Genomic DNA, 21744 nt, shown 5'->3' with positions numbered 1-21744 from the left:
GACCCGCGCAGAACGCCTGCCCGGCCTCGTCCCTCACATGCACACCCCTGCTTGCCTACCGAAACGCTCAACGGCCGGCGACCTGCGGATGTTCCTGAAGCCGGACCACGACACCGCCCGGCCCCAGCCCGAAACCGCGAGGCGACACCGACCGACACCGGCCCCCACCGGCGACCGAACGCACCGGCCGTTACGGACAGGCCCCCACGGCCCCGACGCCGACGCCGCTCCCCTCGGTGTGCCCGCTCGCCTACCGCTCCCCACCCGGCAGCACGATGTTCATGAGCGACCCGGTCTGCCGGAACCCCAGACGCTCGTACACCGCGCGAGCCGGGTTGCCCTCGGTCACCGCGAGCCCGACGGCCTCGACGCCGTCCTTCGCGGCCCGCCCCAGCGCGTGTCGGAGCAGTCGGCCACCGAGCCCCGCATAACGCGGATCGGGGTCGCGAAAGATCTCCCCGATCCACGGTCCGTACAACTCGGCATCGTTGACCAGGGCCGCCGCGACCGGCCGCCCGGCATCGAAAGCCACCACGCTGCACGGCATCAGCGGGCCGAGGACGTGTCCGGCGTAGATCCCGTCCAGGTCGCTCGGTTCGGCGCCTGCGCGCCGGTCCGGGTGATCGGGCGCATAGGCGACGAGCCAGGTCGGGTACAGCGCCGCGGAGGGCACGCTCTCGGCAGGCCGCACCTCGACCGCCGGATCCGCCCACACCGCGTCCTCGACCTCGCCCCCCCGCGCCCAGGTCCCGGGTGTACCGGTGAAGGTGCCGCAACAAACGCCCTCCGGACGCCAGGAGCACCGCGCCGGTGTCGGCGCCGGTGGACACCACCCAGCCCGGCAACGCGGTCAGGATCGCGGGAGCGGCGGCCTCGGCGGGCAGACGATGCAACCGCAGATCCAGCGCGGCGGGCCGGCCGGACCGATTCCCGATCCGGTAGTCGGCGACCAACGCCCCGTTCCGATCGAAAACAGTGCCCCGGGTGCGAATGCTTTCGTCGGTGGTCGTGAGTTTCATTCTTCGCTGGAGCAAGTGTTCTTCTCCTCGTCCGGGGACACGATCGAAACGCCGCGGCGCACATACGCGGCAACGACCACGCTGTGCTCATCCGCCCAGCATCACGGTTCCCGAGGGCCCCTGCATCCCCGAGTACATCAGAACGTGCGCACCCATGGGGCGCGCCCGAGACTGACATACATGGACAAAATATCGCTTCGCGCCCTCACCAAGGAACATCTCGACGCGGCCCGCACGATCCCCGCCGGCCGCAGTTCGAGCACCATGACAGGCGGCACCGCCCACTCGCTGCGCCAGACGCTGATCGCCCTGACCAAGGGAAACACCCTGTCCGAGCACCACAGCCCCGGCGAAGCCTCACTGATCGTCCTCACCGGCCACGTCCGCCTGACCACCGAATCCGACACCGTCGAGGGCGCCTCCGGCGACCTGCTCCTCCTCCCCGCCGAACAGCACTCCTTGGAGGCCCTGGAAGACTCCGCCGTCATCCTCACGGTCGCCAAACCCTGACCCACCCCAAAGCCACCGGACACCCCCACAGTCGTTCCGCTACCCTGTCCTGCGGGGCCACCGGCCCCAACGCCTCCATAGCTCAGGGGATAGAGCACCGCTCTCCTAAAGCGGGTGTCGCAGGTTCAAATCCTGCTGGGGGCACCACCGGTCAGGTCGGGGACAACCCGGCCTGACCAGGCCGCTCACCGACCGAGACGGCGGGGCCGCCGGCCCGCCGGAGGCCGGCCGGGGCGGTGTGCGTGCGCGAATCCCAATGCCGACCATGCACATGGTCGGTGGCTGTCCGGCATCAAGTGAAGAGGCGTGGCCACTGTGCGTGGCTCGCCGAGGACTCGGTGATCCCTAGCTTGAGGAATCACGGCGGTCGGCGATCCACTCCGCCAGTGCGAGCAGTGTGGATTCGGCGCTGTCTGCCATGTGGTCGCGCAAGGTCTGGATGTCTTCGCGGGTGTCGCCCAGGACCGGATCAGTGCGCAGCAGCTGCCAGGACTGCTCGACGATGCTGCCCCTGCCCTGCTTGCGGAAGTGCCAGGTCCAGCGCACGATGCCGTCCTCGGCGCCGCCGACGACGAAGGCGAACGCGGTGCCCGGATCGGCCCGCACCACCTCGGATTCGGTGACCCACTCGCGCCCGTCCCGGCGGTTGCGACCGCTGAACCGGGAGCCGACCCGCGGGCCGTCGCCGGGGGCGTAGTTCACCTGGTCGGCGCTCGGGCTCCACGTCCCGATCCGTGACACGTCGGTGACGAGGTCGTAGAGGGAGTCCGGCGTCGCGTCGATCCAGCTCCGCCGGGTGAACGCGAAGGGAGTCGGGTCGAGCCCGGCAAGTGGGTGCCGCAGGTCGGTGGTGGTTCCGCCGGCGCTGCTGTTGCCGTTGCTGGTGTTGCCGCTCATGACTACTCCCGGAAACGATGTAAACGGTGTAGGGGACGTGCTCATCCTGGGGACCGGGGCCGATCCGAGCCAGACCCTGCGAAGCCGTACCCCAAGGGGGTCAGGCGCGGATCTCCGGCGGTCCGCATACTCGGCACCATGGACAAGCACGGGCACCTCGCCGAATTCCTTCAGGCCCGCCGGGGCGGGCTGCGGCCCGAGAACGTCGGGCTGCCGAGCTACGGCGAGCGGCGCCGGGTTCCGGGCCTGCGGCGCGAGGAGGTGGCGATGCTCGCCGGCATCAGCGCTCCTTACTACACCCGCCTGGAGCAGGGTCAGTCCCGCAACGCATCCCCCGAGATACTCGACGCCATAGCGGGCGCCTTGCGACTGGACGACTCCGAGCGTGCCCACCTGCACGAACTGGCCCGGGTACCGAAACGAGGCAAGCCCGCGGCTCGGCTGCGGGCCGAACACGTCACCGAGGCGACTCGCGCCCTGCTGGCGGCGATGGAGGGCACACCCGCCATCGTCATCGGTCGACGCAGCGACGTCCTGGCCTGGAACCGGCAGGGCCACGCGCTGTTCGCCGGCCATCTCGACCTGGAGAGTCCCAACGATCCCGGCCTACGGCCCAACATGGCCAGGCTGGTATTCCTCGACGCACACACCCGCGATCTGTACACCGACTGGCCCGCCAAGGCCAAGGCCGTGGTGGGCAACCTGCGCCTGACGGCCGGGCGACACCCGCAGGACCCACTCTTGGCCGCACTGATCGGCGAACTGACCATGCGCAGCCCGGAGTTCGCCACGATGTGGGCCAACCATCGGATCAGGCAATGTGATGTCGCCGAGTACGAGATGCGCCATCCCCTGGTCGGGACCCTGACCGCCGCTCAGCAGACCCTGCAGAGCCCCCAAGGAGACGGCCCCGTCCTGGTGGTGGCCACGGCCGCCCCCGGCTCCCCCTCCGCGACGGCGTTGACCCTGCTCGCCCATGCCACCGCACCACCGGAAGCGACCCGGCCGCTCCACGCCGCCGAAGCCCGCACCACCTGACCCGAGCTTCCTCGCCCCGCGGCAGCGCCGGCACGACCGGCTCGCCGAGGAGCCCACTCGACCAGGGCGCCGCGCCACGGCCGCCGCATGCCCAAAACCGCAACGCCCGAGACCACATGCGCGGGCCCGACTGCCCGCAGCCGCACGCCTGTTCCGCATGCCGGAAAACGCATCCTCCGAAACACACGTGAAGGAACGAACCATGTCCAAGCGAAGCGTCAAGATCACCCTTGCCACCGTGCTGGCAGCCGCAGCCGCCTTTACGGCCGCCGCGCCGGCCAACGCGACACACACGAGGGAACCACTGGCGGATGTACGGCTCGCCTCCCACTTCGACCTGTCGGCGCGCCAGATGCCGGAGAACATCGCCCTGCTGCCTGACGGCACGGCGGCCGTCACCTTCGCCGGCAGTCGCCAGGTAGCCCAGATCACCCCCTGGGGCACGACGCGCATCCTGGCCACGCTGCCCGCACCCGCCGACGGCGGAGTCAACACGCCCGCCCTCGGGTTCGCCTTGGCCACCGGAATCGTCCGTAACACGGACGGCACCCTGTACGTGCTGTACGCGACCGGCACGGCCGACCTGACGGGGCTGTGGCGGCTGCGCCCCGGACAGGCCCCCCAGCGCATCGCCGCACTGCCCGCCAACAGCCTGCCCAACGGGCTGGCCCTGGACAAGCGCACCAAGCGGCTCTACATCACCGACTCGGTGCTCGGCACCGTGTGGACCGTCCCCACCAGCGGCGGCACGCCGACCGCTTGGTCCACCGCCCCCGAACTCGCCTCCGCCGGCTTCCTCGGCGCCAACGGCGCGAAAGTACACAACGGCGCCCTGTGGGTGACCAACCTCGACCAGGGCACCCTCCTGCGGATCCCCATCCGCTCCGGAAACCGCGCGGGGACGCCGCAGGTCAAGGCATCGGGCATGGTCGGCATCGACGACTTCGGTTTCACCGGCCGCGGCGACGACATCCTCGCCGCCGTCAACGGCCCCAACACCGTCATGCGGATCCGGCCCGACGGCACCCACACCACCGTTCTGGACGCCGCCGACGGACTCCAGAACCCCACCTCCGTCGCGCTGCGCGGCAACGAGGTGTACGTCCTCAGCGCCGCCTACACCACGGCCACCGACCCCAACCTGCTGCGTGCCCGCCTGCGCGGCCACCGCTAGCCGGGGGGCCGCCGCTAGGTCCAGAGGTGGTGGCCGAGGGGTTCGTTCGGGGTGGCGCCCGGGAGGACGTAGGCCACGGCCGAGGCTCGGTGTTCGATGAAGGGCAGCAGGGCGTCGCGTGCCGCCAGGCGGTTTTGGACTCGGGTGAACAGGGCCGGGTCGCGCATGTAGGCGCAGAAGAGCAGGCCGCGGTCGTTCGGGCCGTCGTCGTAGTTGTAACTGCGGCGGAGCATGCGGGCGCCTCTGTCGAGGCGGGGACTGCTGAGGCGGACGTGGGCCGTCGCCGGGATGACGTAGGCGCCGTCGGGGTGCTTGGCGTAGATGTCCGGGTCGTCGTGTTCGGCAGTGCCGGTGAGTGGGATGCCGTCGGCTGCCCGGCGGCCGATCATCGTGTTCTGTCGGTCCTCGGGGATCGCCGCGAAGCCGGCGACGTCCATGTGAATTCTGCGGTAGACCAGGATGGTTCCGTTTTGATGGGCTCCCGGTGGGCCCCAGACCCAGCGCTGGGCGGTGGGCTCGTCGGGGTTGGCGGTGCCGTCCTTGAAGCCGAAGAGGTTTCGCGGGGTGACGCCTGGTGCCGTGTGCGGCAGGAAGCCGGATTGGGTCCAGCGCGGGACGGCGCCGGCGGACTGCACGGCGGTGGTGGCCAGTTCGGCGACGACGGTCGGCGTCCAGCGGTCGGCGGCGCACAGTTGGAGCAGTACGTCGCCGTGGCCGCGGGCCGGGTCCAGGCGATCGTCGGGGAAGGTCGGCAGGTCGGCCAGTTCGGGGGGCACGTTCAGGCCGAGCCGGGAGGCGATCGCGGGACCGACGCCGACGACGCACGCGAGTCGGGTCGTCTCTCCGGTGTGCAGGCGCGGCTCGGGCAGCGTGCCGGCGGCTGCGGTGGACAGCGTGTGGGTCAGCGCGGCGAGGACGTTGCGAAGGGTCTCGCGGTCCGCGGTGACGGAGGTCGGCGGAAGGTCGAAGGACAGCATGTGCGCCGCGGGCAACTGAGGCTGTGTCAGCCCGGCTTGACGCAGGCCGTGAAAGGCGATCGGCGAGGTGTCGGGCGCGGCGCCGCCACGCCGCGGCCGGCTGTTGTTCGCCACCGGTTCCGCCGCCGCGCCGACCGCTGCGGCCAGCGCCGCTCCGGTCGCGAGCAGGGCTCTGCGTCCCAAACCGGATGTGGCAGGGCGGCCCTGCTCCCGTCGGTTTTCCGGGTCGGTATGCATGGGCGACATTGCAGACGATAGAACACCTGTCATGCAACTCCTGCCTCCGCGCTGCTCGTTACCTCAACCGACGTCCCGGTCCGGCGTCTTCCGGACGAGGGCGAGGACGAGGGCAAGGACGGGGGCGGGGACGGGGACGGGGACCAAGGCCAGGACGACGACGCTGCGCTACCTGGCACCGGCGCTCGTGTGTGTCGCACCCATGATCGCGGCCTGCTCCTCGTCGACGGATGCCGAGGCGTCCGCCGAGAAGCACCCCGCCGGGAACGTGCTGCGTGTGCCGCAGGACTTTCGCACGGTGCAGAAGGCGGTGGAGACCGCTGTGGAGGGCGACACCGTGCTGGTCGGTCCGGGCGTGTACCGCGAGAGCGTGCGGGTCACCAAACCGCGTGTGGTGCTGCGCGGTACGGATCGCAACGCGGTGATCCTCGACGGCGGGGTGCGGCTCGCCAACGGCATCACCGTCACCGGCGCCGGATCGGTGGTGGAGAACCTCACCGTTCGCGGCTACCTCGCCAACGGCGTCCTGTTCACCGGCGTCACCGACGAGAAACTGCAACAGCGGGGCGCGGGCGGCTCGGCGTACAACCCGCTGGACACCACCCGGTTCCCGATGGTGCAGGGGTTTCGGGCCACCAAGGTGACCGCGTACAACAACGGGCTGTACGGCATCTACGCCTTCGACGCGCGCGGCGGCATCATCGAGGACTCCTACACCTCCGGGCAGGCCGATTCCGGCATCTACGTGGGCCAGTGCAAGCCGTGCGACACGCTCGTGCGCGGCAACACGGTGGAGCGCAATGCGGTCGGCATCGAGATCACCAACGCCTCGGAGGGCCTGTCGGTGCTCGGCAACCGCGTCGTCGGCAATCGGGTCGGGGTGACGGTCAACTCCAACGACCTGGAGGCGCTCGCACCACAACACGGCGCGGTGATCGCCGGCAACGTGATCACCGACAACAACGCGTCGGACACGCCCGAACAGGCCGACGGTGGCTTCGGGATCGGCATCGGAATCGGGGGCGGCCAAGAGAACCGGATCGCGCGCAACCTCGTCCGGGGCAACCGCTCGGCCGGGATCGTCGTCACCGACCCGGTCGGGCATCCGGCCGTCGGAAACCGCGTCGAAGGCAATCGGGTCACCGACAACGGCGTCGACCTGGTGACGGCCGCGGCCGACCCCGGCAACTGTTTCACCGGCAACTCGCCCGGGACACAGAGTCCGAACGGCCTGGAGGACCTCGCCGGGTGCGGCGTAGCCCCGCGCCGGCCCGTCCCGGTGGGTCGGGTCGTCCCCGTCCAGCCGCCGCCCGGTGTCGCGTTCCACGCGGTGCCCGCCCCGCCCGCCCAACCCTCGATGCCCGACCCCACGGTGCCCGGCCGTCCGGCGACGGACCTGCCCGGAACGGTCGATCCCGACCGCTACGCCCTGCCGACCGACGCCGCCGCGATACCGCAACCCCGCTGAGCCCGGCCGGCGTGCGGCGGGGCGGAGGTGGACCAACGAATCCGCTCCGACGGCGAGTTGCGGCGTCGCGATCTCGTGTCGGCGGTCGGGAGTTCAGTCGTCCGGCACGGAGCCGTACCGCCGTCGTGGCAGCCGGTCACCCGGCTACCCACGGCGCTTCGGGCATGCGCGCCTTGTCGTCGCGTCCGGCGACCTCGACGGTCGTCGGCGTACCCAGGCCCGGCAGGCGCATCGTCGCCCGTCGCAGGCTTCCGTCGCCGTCGACCCAGTACGTCAGCGGCGACAGTTCGCCGTCGGTCGCCCCGCCGCGCGCGGCATCCTGGGAGCGCGGACCGGAGAACCTGTCGTAGTCGCGGCCCTGGATGCGCTCGCGGCCCAGCCATCGCGCCCCGGACTGGGCGAGCAGCATCGGGTTGTCGGGCCGGTCCGCTCCGAGTTGGATCAACAACCTGAGCCCGGAGTCGAGGGGGTCCGCGGTGTACGCGCGCGACGACCAGCCCTGGCGGGGGATGTGCTCCGCCTGCTGCCAGGGCGCGCCCTCGACGCCGGCCGGCACCGGCGCCAGGCCCAGACCGGCGCCGTCCCAGACGATCAGGCCGCGGTCGAGTTGGCCGGCGGCACCCGTGACCCGGTAGGCGCCCACGGCTCGGTGAGTGCGGTAGTCCACGACTCCCTCGACCCGGATGGTGACACCGCCGCCCTCGGCGGCGACAAGGGTCACCGCGACGGGACTGGCCTGATACAACGTCAGCCGCGACAGCGCCAGGCGGGATGCCTCGTCGACGGTCACCGCCCGGTCCGGGTCGCCGCTGTCGGAGAGTGCCCGGTGGACGGCCACGCCACCCGCCGTGGTCGCGCCCAGCGCGACCACTGTCAGGATCGAGACCCAGAGCCTGCGCCGGGGCGGCGTGCGGTCGCCGGTCTTCTTCCGGGCCATGCGGATGCCTTCCCTCACGTGGGTCGAAACACTCGGGCGGGTTCGCGGACCATCGGTCCGCGAACCCGCCCGATCCATCCCGGTCGGCGTCGGCCGCCGGCTGTCGTGCCCGGGTTTTACCGCTGCCGGGCTTCGCGCCTACGGAACAACACGAGCGCCCCGCCACCAACGGCGACCATCGCCGCGGAGCCGGCAAAGGCCAACGGCAGGTTCCCGTCCAGGCCGGTGCGCGCCAGGATGCCTCCGTTGGAGCCGCCCGACCCGGCCGGCGGCGTCGTCGTATGGGGTGTTGTCGACGTGGTCGGCGTAGCCGACGTCGACGGCGTACTCGACGTTGTCGGCGTGCTCGACGTCGTCGGCGTACTCGTCGGCGGCGGTGTGGTGGGCAGCCGTCGGTTGACCGCCGTCACGGAGACTCCGGCGTCGAGGTTCTGCGCGTTCAACACCAGGGGGCCGAACACCGGCTTGTCCGGAGGGGCGTAACCCTCGGGAGGGCTGATCTCCCGCCAGTAGTACGTCCCGGGTACCGCGTCGCGTTTGCAGTCGCCGTCGGTTCCGGTCGTGCAGGGATCGCCGACCTTCGTGTCCGGAGTCGACCCCTCGAACTGCAATCCGTCGACCCCGTTCGCTTCCCTCCACAGCTCGAACTTCGCTCCGGCCAGCGGTTTGTCGTCCTGGTCGTGTTTGACCAGGCGCACCGCGCCTTCCTGGAGGCGGAAGCCGAAGTCGAACGTGTGGTCGTTCTCGCCCGGTCCGCCGGTGGTCAGCGCCCGCTCCGGATAGCGTCCGCCCTGCGGGACGACGCCCTTGGAGTCCACGAAGTGGTTGTCGCCGACTCCCTCGTCGGTCGGCACCCACTGGTACAGCGGCCCGTTCGATGCGTAGTCGGCCGGGTTGTCGAGCCTGATCGTGTACTTGGTCTTCGGCTTCAGACCGCCGGTCACGTTCGAGTCGTCGAAGTAGTACTCACCGCGCGGTGAGGTCTTCGTCGTCCCGACGACCTTGCCGGACTCGTCGTAGAGGTTGACGGTGGCGCCGGGAACCGGACGCTGCCCCGGGCTCTGGATGCCCTTGCGCTCGGGGTCGTACCAGACGCGGTTTCCGATCTGGAGCGGCGCCTGGTCGCAGAGCACCTCCAGGTCGCCCATCGAGGCGCCCTTGCCGAAGGAGGCGGGGCCGCCTTCGGCGTTCATGCGCAGGCCCGAACCGGGCTGCCGGGTCCCGTCCCGCTTGGTGAACATCACGCCGGCGCCCACCGGGGTGTCGACGGGGTCCACTCCGGCGGTCGCGATGAACTCCTCCACCTTCGACAGCCCGATGCCGGCGTAGGCCGAGTTGGGATGGGCTTCCCGGATCGTGCCCACGTGAAAGAACCTGGTTCCTCGCGGCGTGAGCCCGCAGCCGAGGTTCGTGTCCATGACGTACTTGCCGCCGGAGAGGCACGCCTTGTTCAGGTCGCCGCCGGCCACCACGCCGATCTGCGTCGGAGGGTCCCCGGCCCGCGGGAACGCCGTCGTGCGGTCGGTGAACCGGTCGCGGAACGCCAACAGCATCGAGCCGTCGGTCTCGAACGCGATGTCGGCCAACTCGGGTTCGGGGTTGGCCATGCCACCGGCGCACGTCTGCCCGTTCTGCTGAGCCGGGAAGGCGTTCGTCCACGGGAACCACCCCGCTCCAGGGCAGTTGGTGCCGAGCGTGTACTTGCGCGGGTAGTCCAGAGGTTGGTTCAGCACCTCCTTGCCGAAGACGCCCGTCGCCGGGTCGAAGGACAGGACCACGGCGCGCATGTCCGTGAGCTTTCCGGTCGACTCGCCCGAGCAGACGCCGCCCACATACCCGACACCGTCCTGTAGGCCCAGGCCGAACGGCCGCCAGTCGCCCGGCGCGGGGCAGCCCGGGTCCGGGATGGCGTAGGAGGCCACCGGCTCCTTCGCGGTCGGCGCAGTGGCGTCGTAGCGGTACAGCTTGCGGTTGTTGAGATTGACCACGAACAGGTCGCGGCCGTCCTCGGAGACCTCCAGGTCGCCCAGGCTCTCCTTGCCGGGTGCGGCGAGGAAGGCGTCGTCACTGGTGCCCTCGCCGTGCGCCGACGTGCCGGCGTCCGGGACGGTGGCGAACAGCGACGTCGTCTTGCCGCCGACATCGGTGACGTAGATCCCGCCGGCGCCGCCGGGGCCGTACGCGGTGTCACGCTTGGCCAGCGCCGAGCTGAACAGCCGCTTGTCGGACTTGCTCCAGCCGATGCCGTAGAGGTTGCCGGTCTCGGCGTTCGTGGCCACGTTCGTCACGTTCGTATTCACGCCGCGAGCGCTGTACGGGAACGTCACCAGCGTCCGTGCGGAGGTCGGTTCGTTCGTCGCGGGCTGGCACGCGGTGGCCAGCGGCGCGTTCTTCTGGCAGTAGTCGCCGGGGCTCCACAGGCCGGTCGTGTACGCGACATGCTTGCCACTGCCGAGGTCTACGAACTCCTCGTTGCTGCCGAGTCGATTCGGCGTGCCGTCCAGGCCCTCCCGCGACGCGAACGCCGGGAAGAGCACACCCGGCTTCGGATTCACCACTTGGACGCGGTACTTGCCCGCCGTGGTCCGAGCCGTGCCGGGCGCCAGCGTGACCGTGCCGTCGGCGGCCGTCACGCCGGTGATCTTGGCGCCGTCGTCGTTGGTGAGTGTCACCGTGACGCCGCCGATGCCAGGTTCCAGCGCGGGACTCCACACGCCGGTCGTGTCCACGGCCCGCACCACCCGGACCGTCACCGAGCCGTCGTCCGTCTGTGGATATGCCGGCGACGCCGCCAGGGCGAAACCGCCGAACCCCACGGCAAGGGCCGCGAGGCCGCCTAGGGAACGACGCGCACGTAAAGCCGACCGCAGTCGGCCCCGCCCCTGCGCGGCGACGTTCGCCTGTTCACTTGTAGGTGTCATACCTGCTCTCATGATCTGAAAGGTCCCCACCCGCGCTCCTGCGGGGAACGCCACGGATCGTTCATGACCCGTTTCGTTGGCCGAAGCCTAGAGGGAATTCTGGCAACTACGTTGCGGCATAGCCAAGTTGCCATCACAGGCAGTTCCGACGCGGACTCCGGGGATTCGCCGCTCTCGAACGGCCCCCCATGCGGACGAGGGTGACGGATCCGGATCGACCCGGCGGTTGCCCGGACCCACCGGCGAGCGTCGAGCCGGTGGGTCCGGGCAACGGACCGGGTCCTCGGCGCGGGCCCGGCGGTGTCGGCGGGGGCCGAGTCACCGCCGAGGCCGACCGCCTACTGCGGTTGTGTCGCGATCTGGATCAGGTTGCCGCAGGTGTCGTCGAAGACGGCGGTGGTGACGGGCCCCATGTCCGACGGCTCCTGGGTGAAGCGGACGCCGAGGCCGTGCAGGCGCTCGTACTCCGCCTTCACGTCGTCGACGGCGAACTGGGCGAGCGGGATGCCGTCGAGGACGAGCGCGTCGCGGTAGGTCTTGACGGCCGGGTGACCGGCGGGCTCCAAGAGGAGTTCCACGCCGCCGGGCTCGTCGGGCGAAACGACGGTAAGCCACCGGTCCTTCTCGCCCAGCGGGACGTCGTGCTTCTTCACGAAGCCGAGAATCTCGGTGTAGAAGCGCAGAGCCTTGGCCTGGTCGTCGACGAAGATGCTGGTCAGGTGGATCTTCATGGGGTGTCCTCCGGTGCTCCGAATGTGTCGGGCGTGGGCCGTCGGGGTGGGCCGTCGCGCGAGGCGCCGAGCTGATGCCTCAAGCTCGGTCGCGCACGGATATCGAACGGTGTCTGCCCGACTTCTTTGCGCGTTCGTCGAGGATGGTGCGACGGGTGAGGTCGGCCAAGGCTGCGAAAAGGTCGTCGGCCACATCCACAGGATAGGCAAGCCCTTACGTGCCTACCCGGTCGAGATTCGCCGTGTCCCGGGTCGGGACGCCCACGTCGAGGTCACTCGTCGGTCACCGACCGGATCCCCGTGACGGCCCTTCGTGTCTCGAACGCGGCCCGGACACCGGCGTACGACGCCGACGACCGGGCGGGGGCGCGTACGGGAACGGGAGCGTGGGTCGCGGAGGTCACCGACGTGCTCGACCCGTACGCGTGACCGAAAGGGCATAACGGGTGGTCGTGCGCAGGGAACGCCCGTGCCTCGGCGGGCAGTTGCGGATCACCGACGTCGACGGCAACCGGTGCGTCGCCGTCGTCGCGAACACGACGGGCGGGCTGTTCGGGCACCCGGGACGGCGAACCGTCAGATCAAGGCGTTCGCGCCACCTGCGCCACCTGCGCCACCAACCAGGCCCGCGACGTCGTGCCCGTGCCGAATCCCGGCACGCCGTCAGCCGGGGCTCGGGCGAGGAGGCCGTTCCTCGGGCCGACGACGCGGCGGCTGTGCGGTTATGCGGCCAGGCCGGTCTGCGGGGCTGCCTGCGGCGTGACCTGCGTGGTGACCTGGGCCGACCTACCGGCCGTGCGGCGGCGTCGGCCCTCGCCGGCCATGCGGCGGTCCCAGCGCCAACGCCACACGGAGGCCACGAAGGTGGAGATGAACATGACGGCCGCGCCGATGGTGAGGGCGAGGACAACCTGGTTGATCTTGGCGACGTTGGCCACCGCGAATGTCGTGGCACCCAGTACCAGACAGACGCCCAGGCCCTTGAAAGAGTTCACGACGGCATGCCCCTTGCTATTTCCAGGACGAAACTCGGGTTACATAAGACTTCAGGATCGACGACGTGAGCCAGTACGCCCGAGCCATGGAATAAAGCAATTCCGGAAGGATAAGCGCTTCGACGAGCATGGCCTTCCAGCCCATTTTCCGTGCGCACATCGCCGGATAAATGACCCAGAAGGCGATCAGCAACCAGAACAACGGCCATTGCGAGAAGCCGTTCCGCGCTATCGACGCGACCTGCACCGCACCATAACCCACGAGATATATGAAGCCGAGCATCCCCAGGTTGATGCCGACGATGGATTGCCACGTGTATTTGGTCCAGCCCCGGTCCCGCAAGGCGTCCATCGTGCCCCGGACCCAGCGCTGTCGCTGTTGTATCAGTCCGCGGAGCGTGGGCATCAGGTCGGTGTGGGCGATGCAGAGCTCGTTCGCCGTCACCTTCCAGCCGCATTCCTTCAGCGTGAGCGTGGTCTCGTAGTCCTCGACCAGGTTTTTGTGGTCTTCCCAGAAGACCTCGCCTCGCCAGTCGATGACGGACTGCAACGCCTCGCTCCGATAGAACGAGCCGGCTCCGGACATCGTGTGGACGTCGCGCCGGAAGCGGGTAGTGGCCGCCCGCCCGTATTCGATGATCTGCATGCCCAGCAGGTAGCGCTGTCAGGTGTTGCGCCAAAGCCCGGTCTGCCCCAGGCACGAGGCGCTCACGCCGCCGATCTTCGGATCGTGCTCCAGTACGTTGCAGGCGCGCTCGATGAATTTCGGGTGCAGTTCGGTGTCGGCGTCCATCACCAGCACATGTCGCACCGTGTCGGACAGCCTGCCTCGCGCTTCCTCACGCAGCCAGTTGATGCCGTAGTTGAGGGCACCGGCCTTCTTGTGCGGATTATCCGGAAGACACAGGACGACGGTGTACGGAGTTTGCGGGTCGTCGGCGAACTCGCGGGCATAGTCCTCGGTGCGGTCCGTCGAATTGTTGACCACGACGAGAACAAGGTCGGGACGGCGGGTCTGCCGAGCCAAAGAATTCAGCGAGGCAAGGACGCCCGCTTCTTCGTTTCTCGCGGGTATGACGGCCACAGTGTCGAGATGTCCGGGCTTTACTTGCTCTGCAACGCTACGGCGCCGACGGTGTTCACCTCGACGGGCACCGACAACCTCAATGCCGCTCACCGGCACCGCGAATCCCCCTGTTATCCCGCCATCGGCGAGCCCCCACGAACTGCATTCACAAAGATGCTAAGCGTGTCCCGGTGGGGCGACAATCCAGAGGTCGGCCGGTATAAGTCGAATGCCCTAATTATTCTCCGGTATCGAATATGACAAGGGTCACACTGGTTGGTTGGTAGGCTTTTGTTCTTATTTTTGCCACTGTGTCCGAATGCGTCGGTTGGCATTCGTGCTCACAATCGAGCGTCGATTCCTACCCGCCGGGCACGAGGAGTACCGCATGAGCCACCCACGACCCGGTGGACGACGACGCGGCTTGCCTGTGCTTACCCCACTGGTCGCCGTGGCCGTGGTCGCCGGTGGTGTGGCCTTCGCCGCGACTCGGTTGTCCGAAGGCACGTCGAAACAAACGAACGACGCCAACGTGGAACAGGTGGCGGCGCCCGATGCCCCCCAGAGCGGCTCGCCGCCCGCCGGTGACACGCCGGCGAACGCCCAGCCCGGCACCCTGTTCGACAGCTTCGACTACAGCGGCCTCGGCGACCCCGCGCTCGCGGCCCACGGCTGGCAGGCGCGCGACGAACAGGGCGGCCCGGGAATCCGCAACACCTGGTCGACCCAGGGCGTGAGCTTTCCTCAGGTGCCGGCAGCCCAAGGCGGCAAAGCGCTGCAGCTGCAACTGACCACCGACGGGACCAAAGCAGGCACCAAGCAAGCCCAACTGGCCGGCACCGGTGCCAAGTTCTTCACGGGGACACTCGCGGCCCGCGTGTACTTCAACGACAAGCCCACGACCGGGCGCAACGGTGACCACATCAACGAGACCGTGTTCCTGGTGTCGCCGAGCGGGTCCTCGTCACCCAAGTACACCGAACTCGACTACGAGTACATGCCCAACGGCGGCTGGGGCGCGCCGGGCCCCCGGCTCGACACCACCAGCTGGCGCAGCGCGAAGTCGGGCGACCGGGTGACCCGTGCCCAGAAGCAAAGTTACAAAGGCTGGCACACCGTGATGATCACCGCCATGAACGGGGTCGTCACCTACTCCATCGACGGTCGCACCTTGTTCAGCAGCAACGGCAAGGAGTTCCCCCGCGAACCGACGGACATCGCCTTCAGCACTTGGCTCGTCGACCTCCCCTTCACCGGCGCGCGCACCTGGAACATGCACGTCAACTGGGTCTACTGCAAGGCCAACCAAACCGTTCCGATCAAGGACGTCCAGGTAGCGGTCGACGCCTTCTACGCCCAAGGCACCCGCTACGTCGACACGATGCCCAAGGGCTGAGACCCGCCCGTTCGCAGTCGAGCAACCCGGGAACCACGGCGAGCACACCCGAGCAGGCTTCCTCCCGGCCTGCGCGTGCACGTGGGGAGCCATCCGGAGGCCGCCGACAGGTCGGGGGTGGTCAAGGTGCGTGGGGGTGGGCGTTGGGGGCAGATGCGTCTTGTCGGGCACCAGGGCGGAGAGGGCGACATGGCGGATTTGCGGGCGGTGGGGTGGGCGCAGTCGTTTCCCATTGCCGGGGGTGTGGCGGCGGGACGGCGCTGGGCACAGGAGCGCTTGGCGTCCTTGGCATGGACGAAGGACGCGCCGGAGACGGTGGACGATGTCCTGCTTGCCGTCTCGGAACTGATCACCAATGCCCACGTACACGCGCACAGCGCGGCCCAGCTCGTCCTGGCCTGGGACAGCCGGTGTCTGAACGTCTACGTCAGCGACACCGGGCCCGGCCTGCCCGCCGCCGGAGAGATCAACGGCACGCTCGCAACGTCGGGGCGCGGGCTGGCGATCGTCGACGCGGTCGCCGACGAGTGGGAGGCGTGCCCCAGCCCGCACGGGAAGGCGGTCACCGCCTGCTTCCACCCGCCCGGGTTCCAAGGCCACGCCGGGCACTGACGCGCGCAGCTCACCACTTGGTGCCGGCGACGAAGTGGGTGTCGTAGCGGTCCTGTTCGCAGAGCAGGCTGTTGCGATCGGCCTCGCCGCGCCGGATGCGCGCGACGTGCCGGAGGTAGTCGAACCGGTCGATGCCCGGAGTGATCACGATCAAGGCGTCGGCGGTGCTGTCGGGGTGGGCGCGGAAGGCGTGGTCGCAGTGGGGTGGGACGACCAGGAAATCGCCGGGGCGGGCCACGACGATCTCGGTGCCGACGAGTAGATCGAGGGCTCCGTCGACGACGAAGAAGAGTTCGGACGAGTGGTCGTGCCGATGCGGGACCGCGCCGTCCGCGCCGCGGGCGAGCCGAATGCGGTGAGCGCTGAGCGCGCCGTCCGTGGCACCGGCGTCGGCCAGGAGGTGGTGGCCGATCTCGGGCAGGTGTTCGGCCTCGTCGCCGCGGACGATGACCGGGTCGTACGGCGTGGCCGCGAAGTGGGACATGGAGTGGCTCGTTTCTTCGGTCGGTTGCCGGCCGGGGGGTGAAGTACCGAGCCGAGGTGGATCCTCGATCGGTAGGTTGCTAGCATACTAGCATTCGGGCTACGGTCGGTGAGGCGATTACGCGGCTCGGTGTGCGTCCGCGGCTCGGATCGGGCTGCGGCAAAGAAGGTCGAGCGTCGCGCCGGCGGGTCGACCCGCCCCTGGCGGCGCCGACTGCGCCCCATCGGTGCTCGGCTTCAGCGCGTTGAAGGCCGGCATGGTCATGGCGCCGGCGATGGTGCTGTCGGCGTCGGTCTCGCCGCTCGCGGGCCGGATGTCGGATCGGATCGGCGGCAAGTACATCCTGATGACCGGTCTCACCCTGTTCGCGGTCGGCTTGGCCTGGCTCGCCCGCGTTACCGACGTCGGCCGCACGTGGTGGGACTTCCAGCCCGCGTTGATTGTGTCCGGCCTCGGCATCGGCTGCGTGTTCGGCCCGATGATCACCGTCGCGATGCACAACATCGAACCCGGGATGGCGGGGGCGGCCTCCGGCGTACTGAACACGATCCGACAGATCGGCACGATCATCGGCAGCGCCGCAGTCGGCGCGGTGCTGCAGAACCGCCTCGCCGTCTCACTTCGGGACGAGGCGGCCAAGCGGTCCGTCGCCCTGCCGCCAGACGTCCGCGATCACTTCGTGGCCGGCTTCGACAACACCGCGAACAGCGGCCTCGACATCGGTACCGGCCAAAGCGGCGCAGCACTCGACCCGCCTGCGGGAACGCCGACGAGCGTCGTCCACCACATGCAACAGGTGGCGGCCTCCACGTTCGAGCACGGCTTCGTCGACGCGATGCGGCCGACCCTGGCCCTGCCCATCGCCGCAATCGCCCTCGGCGCCCTCGCGTGCGCCTTGGTACGACGCCGACCCCACCCCAGTTCTCCGGCGCGACTTCGGGAATCCGCACGGACGACTCGGGCGGCATTCCGCCGGTCTCGTGGGAAGCCGACGACACCGGCCGGTCGGCTGCGGGTTGCACCGTTCAGGCTGCGCACGCGCGTTCGTACAGAGCCGAGATTCCGGCGCCGAAGTAGCTGCTGTAGGAAGTGAGTTCGTCACCGCCGAGCTGGTAGCCGCCGATCACGCCGATGAGGGTGCCGCGCCCGTTCGCCGGGTCGATGTCGGTGATCATCGGGCCGCCACTGGTGCCGTCCGGGAAGTTCGCGCAGTCGAAGCGCAGTTGCGTGTCGCCGAAGGCGGACGTGCGGTTGCGGCAGTCGATCGGCTCGTGCTGGTCTTCGGGGTAGCCGACCAGCAACGCGGACTGCTCGGCGGGGAAGTCGAAGCGGATCTGCTCCGCACCGGTGACGTCCTCGATCCGGTCGTCCGTACCCGGGCTCCGTACCTGGAGGAACGCGACGTCGAAGTCCGGGTCGCGATCCGCCACCCAGCGCGGGTCCACGTCGATCCGCGACGGCACCCACACGCCGTACGGCATCTCGCCGTGGGTGTAACCCGGCGCGAACGCGACGCCGACGGAGAAGTCGTCGCTGTACACGCAGTGCGCGGCGGTGGCCACCAGGTTCCGGTTCGGCGAGTGCACGACGCTCGCGGTGCAGAAGTTCTCGGGACCGCCGTCGCCCACGTGCACCATGGCGCCGATCGCGGGCACCGCCGCCGCGGGCGCCGCCTCCAGCGGGTCGGACACCGGGAGCGCCCGGATGTCGTCGGAGGTGGCCGACGGGACAGGCGGCGCGGCGACCTGGCCGCCCTCCGGTCTGTCTCCCGCGGCGGGCGCCCCCAGGTCGGCCGCGAGCCGGTCGCCCTCGGCGGGATCGATCACCAGGTGGCCCTGGGTCGCGGACGTCTCACGCGCTCGCGTGGTGGACGCCGGTCGATCGTCGGCGCCGCAGCCGATCAGCAGGAGGGCCACGCCGAGACAACAGATCGCGCCGAACCACCCCCACCGGTTCGATCCCCCCGCGTCGGACCCCGCATGACGTCGCGTCACTGAACCACCCATCTGTCGGGACACGGCTTCGGTCGCTCGACGCTACCGGTGCCACGTATACCCCGACCCCCGGCGTTCCAGGCCGGACGGAGCATTCCTGCGACCGTCGCCCCAAGGAAATGGGAGGAGGGCGACGGTCGCAGGAATCCCCCGCTTCACCTTCTCGACGGCTCGGCGCTGTCTCTCCAAACGCGCCCGGCCGGCCCTTCGACCGTATCCCGAAGATCCACGCCGGCGGCACCCGGGATGGGGTGATTTATGACTGCCTTAAGGAAGCGTCCCGGCCGTCGTGCCGTTCCCGAACCCGCTTGCGAACCCGTTCCCGAAGCCACATGCGAACCCATGTGCTAATGCGCTTCCGTACGCACTTCGATACGCGTCCCGTGCACAGGTGCGCGTAGGCGTCGGTCGTCTTCCTCGCCGCTGCAACCGGTCGCCCGGATGTACCCGGCCGGATCTTGCTCTCGTGCGGCGCGGCCGGCACTGCCACACTTTCCTTGTCCCGTAAGGGATCGTGGCGCACTGGGGAGAGGGCGGCTGTCGATGCCGGGTTCCGACGACTCGTGGTGGACCGTGCGAGCCAGGCTTCGGTTGTTGTGGGTGCCGGGCGGGGCGGTCATGCTGGCCACGATCGCGGCGCTCGTGGTGGGCCTGTCCACGGACGGCGACGCGCGCTCACGTGGGCTGCTGATCGTGCTCGGCGCGGACCTGCTCGTGGTGGTCGGCCTGACCCTGCTGATCGAGGGCGCGTTGCGCCGCACGATAGAGCGGCCGTTGGCTCGGTTGGCCGACACCGCGCGGGTACCGCGCAAGGCCGCGCGCTACGACAGTCGCGAGTTCACCGCGATCGCCGGCGCGCTCGACGGGCTGTACGCGCGGGCTCGCGACAGTGACGACCGGGTTCGTCGCGGTCGGACCGAGATCGAACGGCTGACCGTCCTGGTCGCCGAGCGCGAACGCGCCCTGACGATCGAACGCGAGCGGGCCGCGGAGCTGGTCCGCGCGCAGGGGGAACTGCGCGCCCGCGTCGACGAGCACGCCCGCCGGGCCCGGCTCGCACAGGCCGACCTCGACCAGTTCGCGCATGCCGCGACACACGAGATGCAGGATCCGTTGCGACGGATCGTCTCGTTCGCTCGAATGCTCCACGAGCGCTACGAGGACGTACTCGATCGGCGCGGCACGCAGTACATCGACTTCACCATCGACAACGCGCGCCGCCTGCAGGTGCTCATCGACGAGATGGTCACGCTCACCGAGGTCGGCCGCTCGCGGGCGGAGAGCGTCGACGTGGATCTGGACGACGTCGTCCGACAGGTGTGGGCCGACCTGGCCGACCGGGTCGAGGACACCCGGGCCGAGTTGGAACACGGGGAACTGCCGGTGGTCAACGCCGATCCCGCACTGCTCACGACCCTGCTCCAACACCTGCTCGGGAACGCGGTGAAGTTCCAACGGCCGTACGAGCGGCCGCTCGTACGGGTGAGCGCCGTCCAGGACCCGGCGGGGTGGAGGATCACCGTGACGGACAACGGCATAGGTATCCCGGCCGAGTCCGCCGAGCGGGTGTTCGCGGCGTTCCAGCGGCTGCATCCGCGCGAGACGTACACGGGCAGCGGGATCGGCCTCGCGATGGCCAAGCGGATCGTCGACCAGCACGGCGGGTGGATCGCGGTGGACACCGACTTCACGGACGGGACCAGGGTCGAGTTCACCCTGCCCGAGCGCGCGGCGGAGGTCGGGGCGAAAGTCGCGGCGGAGGGCGGGTCGGGGTCCGGAGCCGGAACCGATCCCGGAACCGATGCCGCACCCGTCCTCGGTGAGGTATCGGGCACCGCGGACGAACCGACCGACTCCCCCGCCGAGACCGGCCCGCCCGACACGGTACAACCCGTTCACTTCGCCGACCCGTCGAACCGGGAGCCGCTCGCGTACGTTTCCGTTGCATCGGCGGCGCAAGATCAGCGGGCGCCGCGATCGACGACGGAGGCTCCCCATGCACACGACCGACCCCGAAACCGGCTCGACGACCGAGGTGACGAACACCCGGTCGACGAACAGCCGGTCGACAAGCGGCGAGTCGACGAGTAGCCCCGCACCGACTCGCCGTGTCGTGGTCGCCGGCGCGCTCGTCGCCGCCGGCGGCGCGACCCTGGTCGCGTGCGGCGGAGGAGGCGGTGGAGGCGGAGACGGCAAGGACAAGGCCCCTGCGGCCGACAAGACCCTCGGCGCCGCGTCGGAGGTCCCGGTCGGCGGCGGCAAGGTCTACGACAACGCCAAGGTGGTCGTCACCCAGCCCACCGCCGGCGACTTCAAGGCGTTCACGGCGGTGTGTACGCACCAGCAGTGCCTGGTCGGCAGCGTCAAGGGCACCGAGATCGACTGCCCGTGTCACGGCAGCCGGTTCGACGCGTCCACCGGCAAGGTGCTCGGCGGCCCCGCGCCCAGCCCCCTGGCACCCAAGACGATCCAGGTGACGGATGGTCAGATCATCTTGAAGCCCGCCTAGCGAACCGCGTTCCCGCCCTTCCCGCCCTTCCCACCCGGGGTTCCGCCTGCGTATTCGCGCGGGTGTCCACCCGGGTCCGCACGTGCCGGTCGGCCGCGTCGACCAGCAGGATCGCGGCGAGCCCGGTGCCGGCCATCCACTGCCCGAGCAACTCTCGATCCACCGTCACGATGTCCTGGTCGTGAGCCAGGTCGCGGGCGGGCGCGGTGAATCGGCAACTCGCGACGAGCACCGCGACGTCCGCCTCGTGCACCGGACGCGCGGTGCCGACGAAGCGCTGCATGTCGGGGCTGCCGACACTGCGCGACGGCGCGTAGCGCTTGCACTGGATCACCAGCTTGCGCCCGTCCGGCAGCGCACCCACGACGTCCGCGCCGAGGTCGCCCGCGCCACCGCTGACCTCGACGTCGAGACAGCCGTCACGCCGGCACAACTCGGCGACGTGCTGCTCGAATTCGGCCCCGGTCAACGCGTCCACCGCGGACAGCGACCGTATTCGGGTCTGTCGGGACGCCTCCGCATGTGCCGACCACTCGCGCCGCTCGCGGCGGACCGCGAGCCGAAACCAACGAACCCCGTACAGCACGACGATCACGACCACCGCGATCACGACGACGCCGACGAGCGGGTCGAAGTCCCGGGCGTAGCCCGAGTACGCGGCGATCGTGCACACGAGCGCGCCGATCCACAGGAACACCCGGTTCGCCGAGTCGCCCGCGAGGCGGCGCGGCGACGGCCGGCGTGGGGCGCGCTGTCGCGGCACGCGAGTGCGCCCGACC

Annotated in this window: 22 protein-coding genes, 1 tRNA gene and 1 pseudogene; 11 read left to right on the top strand and 13 right to left on the bottom strand. The window is 69.9% G+C overall.

Annotated features, from left to right (window positions below):
• Window positions 1-250 precede the first annotated feature (250 nt).
• Entirely contained in the window at window positions 251-715 is a 465-nt protein-coding gene (locus tag GT354_RS56850) for a GNAT family N-acetyltransferase (protein WP_161362033.1), read from the bottom strand.
• 484 nt (window positions 716-1199) lie between these two features.
• On the opposite strand from GT354_RS56850, the gene GT354_RS41995 reads away from it, so the two are divergent.
• Together GT354_RS41995 and GT354_RS41990 are read left to right on the top strand one after the other, a co-directional pair.
• Window positions 1200-1529: a cupin domain-containing protein gene (locus GT354_RS41995; RefSeq protein WP_161362031.1), complete on the top strand. Its 330-nt coding sequence runs from the start codon at window positions 1200-1202 to the stop codon at window positions 1527-1529.
• A gap of 71 nt (window positions 1530-1600) precedes the next feature.
• Window positions 1601-1676: transfer RNA gene (locus GT354_RS41990), tRNA-Arg, on the top strand.
• A 198-nt stretch (window positions 1677-1874) separates the two neighbouring features.
• Here the strand turns inward: GT354_RS41990 and GT354_RS41985 are convergent.
• Entirely contained in the window at window positions 1875-2426 is a 552-nt protein-coding gene (locus GT354_RS41985) for an SRPBCC family protein (protein WP_161362029.1), read from the bottom strand.
• Between the two features lie 138 nt (window positions 2427-2564).
• On the opposite strand from GT354_RS41985, the gene GT354_RS41980 reads away from it, so the two are divergent.
• Both GT354_RS41980 and GT354_RS41975 read left to right on the top strand, forming a co-directional pair.
• On the top strand, window positions 2565-3464 hold the full coding sequence (locus GT354_RS41980; protein ID WP_161362027.1) for a helix-turn-helix transcriptional regulator: 900 nt from the start codon (window positions 2565-2567) through the stop codon (window positions 3462-3464).
• A 202-nt stretch (window positions 3465-3666) separates the two neighbouring features.
• Window positions 3667-4638 carry a hypothetical protein gene (locus GT354_RS41975; protein ID WP_161362025.1) on the top strand — a complete coding sequence of 324 codons (972 nt, stop codon included), beginning with the start codon at window positions 3667-3669 and terminating at the stop codon, window positions 4636-4638.
• Between the two features lie 14 nt (window positions 4639-4652).
• On the opposite strand, the gene GT354_RS41970 is transcribed toward GT354_RS41975, so the two are convergent.
• The gene (locus GT354_RS41970) at window positions 4653-5852 is read right to left on the bottom strand and encodes a Dyp-type peroxidase (protein ID WP_237535983.1); all 1200 of its coding nucleotides are present in this window, start codon (window positions 5850-5852) and stop codon (window positions 4653-4655) included.
• A gap of 202 nt (window positions 5853-6054) precedes the next feature.
• On the opposite strand from GT354_RS41970, the gene GT354_RS41965 reads away from it, so the two are divergent.
• Window positions 6055-7320: a right-handed parallel beta-helix repeat-containing protein gene (locus GT354_RS41965; protein ID WP_237535982.1), complete on the top strand. Its 1266-nt coding sequence runs from the start codon at window positions 6055-6057 to the stop codon at window positions 7318-7320.
• Window positions 7321-7456: 136 nt separating this feature from the next.
• Here GT354_RS41965 and GT354_RS41960 read toward each other — a convergent pair whose 3' ends face one another.
• The 4 genes and pseudogenes from GT354_RS41960 to GT354_RS55120 all read right to left on the bottom strand — a co-directional run.
• Window positions 7457-8257 carry a hypothetical protein gene (locus tag GT354_RS41960; RefSeq protein WP_161362023.1) on the bottom strand — a complete coding sequence of 267 codons (801 nt, stop codon included), beginning with the start codon at window positions 8255-8257 and terminating at the stop codon, window positions 7457-7459.
• 116 nt (window positions 8258-8373) lie between these two features.
• A complete protein-coding gene (locus tag GT354_RS41955) occupies window positions 8374-11178 on the bottom strand; it encodes an SdrD B-like domain-containing protein (protein ID WP_161362021.1) in 2805 nt (934 codons plus the stop codon).
• A gap of 338 nt (window positions 11179-11516) precedes the next feature.
• Window positions 11517-11909 carry a VOC family protein gene (locus GT354_RS41950; RefSeq protein WP_161362019.1) on the bottom strand — a complete coding sequence of 131 codons (393 nt, stop codon included), beginning with the start codon at window positions 11907-11909 and terminating at the stop codon, window positions 11517-11519.
• A 56-nt stretch (window positions 11910-11965) separates the two neighbouring features.
• A pseudogene (locus tag GT354_RS55120) lies at window positions 11966-12102 on the bottom strand (transcriptional regulator); the annotation flags it as partial.
• 107 nt (window positions 12103-12209) lie between these two features.
• Between GT354_RS55120 and GT354_RS56095 the strand changes: the two are divergent.
• Entirely contained in the window at window positions 12210-12338 is a 129-nt protein-coding gene (locus GT354_RS56095; protein ID WP_272923989.1) for a hypothetical protein, read from the top strand.
• A 293-nt stretch (window positions 12339-12631) separates the two neighbouring features.
• Here the strand turns inward: GT354_RS56095 and GT354_RS41945 are convergent, their stop codons facing one another.
• Genes GT354_RS41945 through GT354_RS41935 form a run of 3 tightly spaced genes read right to left on the bottom strand, consistent with a single transcriptional unit; the run spans window position 12632 to window position 14081 of the window.
• Window positions 12632-12904 carry a hypothetical protein gene (locus tag GT354_RS41945; protein WP_161362017.1) on the bottom strand — a complete coding sequence of 91 codons (273 nt, stop codon included), beginning with the start codon at window positions 12902-12904 and terminating at the stop codon, window positions 12632-12634.
• Window positions 12905-12920: 16 nt separating this feature from the next.
• On the bottom strand, window positions 12921-13550 hold the full coding sequence (locus tag GT354_RS41940) for a glycosyltransferase family 2 protein (RefSeq protein WP_161362014.1): 630 nt from the start codon (window positions 13548-13550) through the stop codon (window positions 12921-12923).
• A gap of 18 nt (window positions 13551-13568) precedes the next feature.
• The gene (locus GT354_RS41935; protein WP_161362012.1) at window positions 13569-14081 is read right to left on the bottom strand and encodes a glycosyltransferase family 2 protein; all 513 of its coding nucleotides are present in this window, start codon (window positions 14079-14081) and stop codon (window positions 13569-13571) included.
• A gap of 277 nt (window positions 14082-14358) precedes the next feature.
• Between GT354_RS41935 and GT354_RS41930 the strand changes: the two genes are divergently transcribed.
• Both GT354_RS41930 and GT354_RS41925 read left to right on the top strand, forming a co-directional pair.
• Window positions 14359-15366 (top strand): hypothetical protein, encoded by a 1008-nt coding sequence (locus tag GT354_RS41930; RefSeq protein WP_161362010.1) that lies wholly within the window; start codon window positions 14359-14361, stop codon window positions 15364-15366.
• 189 nt (window positions 15367-15555) lie between these two features.
• Window positions 15556-15978 carry an ATP-binding protein gene (locus GT354_RS41925; RefSeq protein WP_202512891.1) on the top strand — a complete coding sequence of 141 codons (423 nt, stop codon included), beginning with the start codon at window positions 15556-15558 and terminating at the stop codon, window positions 15976-15978.
• A gap of 10 nt (window positions 15979-15988) precedes the next feature.
• Here GT354_RS41925 and GT354_RS41920 read toward each other — a convergent pair whose 3' ends face one another.
• A complete protein-coding gene (locus GT354_RS41920) occupies window positions 15989-16462 on the bottom strand; it encodes a cupin domain-containing protein (protein WP_161362008.1) in 474 nt (157 codons plus the stop codon).
• Window positions 16463-16688: 226 nt separating this feature from the next.
• Here GT354_RS41920 and GT354_RS41915 point away from each other — a divergent pair, with 226 nt between their 5' ends.
• Window positions 16689-17555, top strand: coding sequence for an MFS transporter (locus GT354_RS41915; protein ID WP_161362006.1), 867 nt, complete (start codon window positions 16689-16691; stop codon window positions 17553-17555).
• Here the strand turns inward: GT354_RS41915 and GT354_RS41910 are convergent.
• Entirely contained in the window at window positions 17488-18378 is an 891-nt protein-coding gene (locus GT354_RS41910) for a serine protease (RefSeq protein ID WP_346012424.1), read from the bottom strand. The two genes, GT354_RS41915 and GT354_RS41910, sit on opposite strands and share 68 nt — an antisense overlap.
• Before the next feature lie 621 nt (window positions 18379-18999).
• On the opposite strand from GT354_RS41910, the gene GT354_RS41905 reads away from it, so the two are divergent.
• Both GT354_RS41905 and GT354_RS41900 read left to right on the top strand, forming a co-directional pair.
• On the top strand, window positions 19000-20547 hold the full coding sequence (locus GT354_RS41905; protein WP_161362003.1) for an ATP-binding protein: 1548 nt from the start codon (window positions 19000-19002) through the stop codon (window positions 20545-20547).
• A 22-nt stretch (window positions 20548-20569) separates the two neighbouring features.
• Window positions 20570-20965 (top strand): Rieske (2Fe-2S) protein, encoded by a 396-nt coding sequence (locus GT354_RS41900; protein WP_346012423.1) that lies wholly within the window; start codon window positions 20570-20572, stop codon window positions 20963-20965.
• Here the strand turns inward: GT354_RS41900 and GT354_RS41895 are convergent.
• The coding region (locus tag GT354_RS41895) for a restriction endonuclease (RefSeq protein WP_237535981.1) at window positions 20946-21744 on the bottom strand (799 nt) is incomplete at its 5' end. The two genes, GT354_RS41900 and GT354_RS41895, sit on opposite strands and share 20 nt — an antisense overlap.

Source organism: Streptomyces sp. SID3343, assembly GCF_009865215.1.
GTDB lineage: Bacteria > Actinomycetota > Actinomycetes > Streptomycetales > Streptomycetaceae > Embleya.
This window is presented reverse-complemented; position numbering and strand designations above follow the sequence as displayed.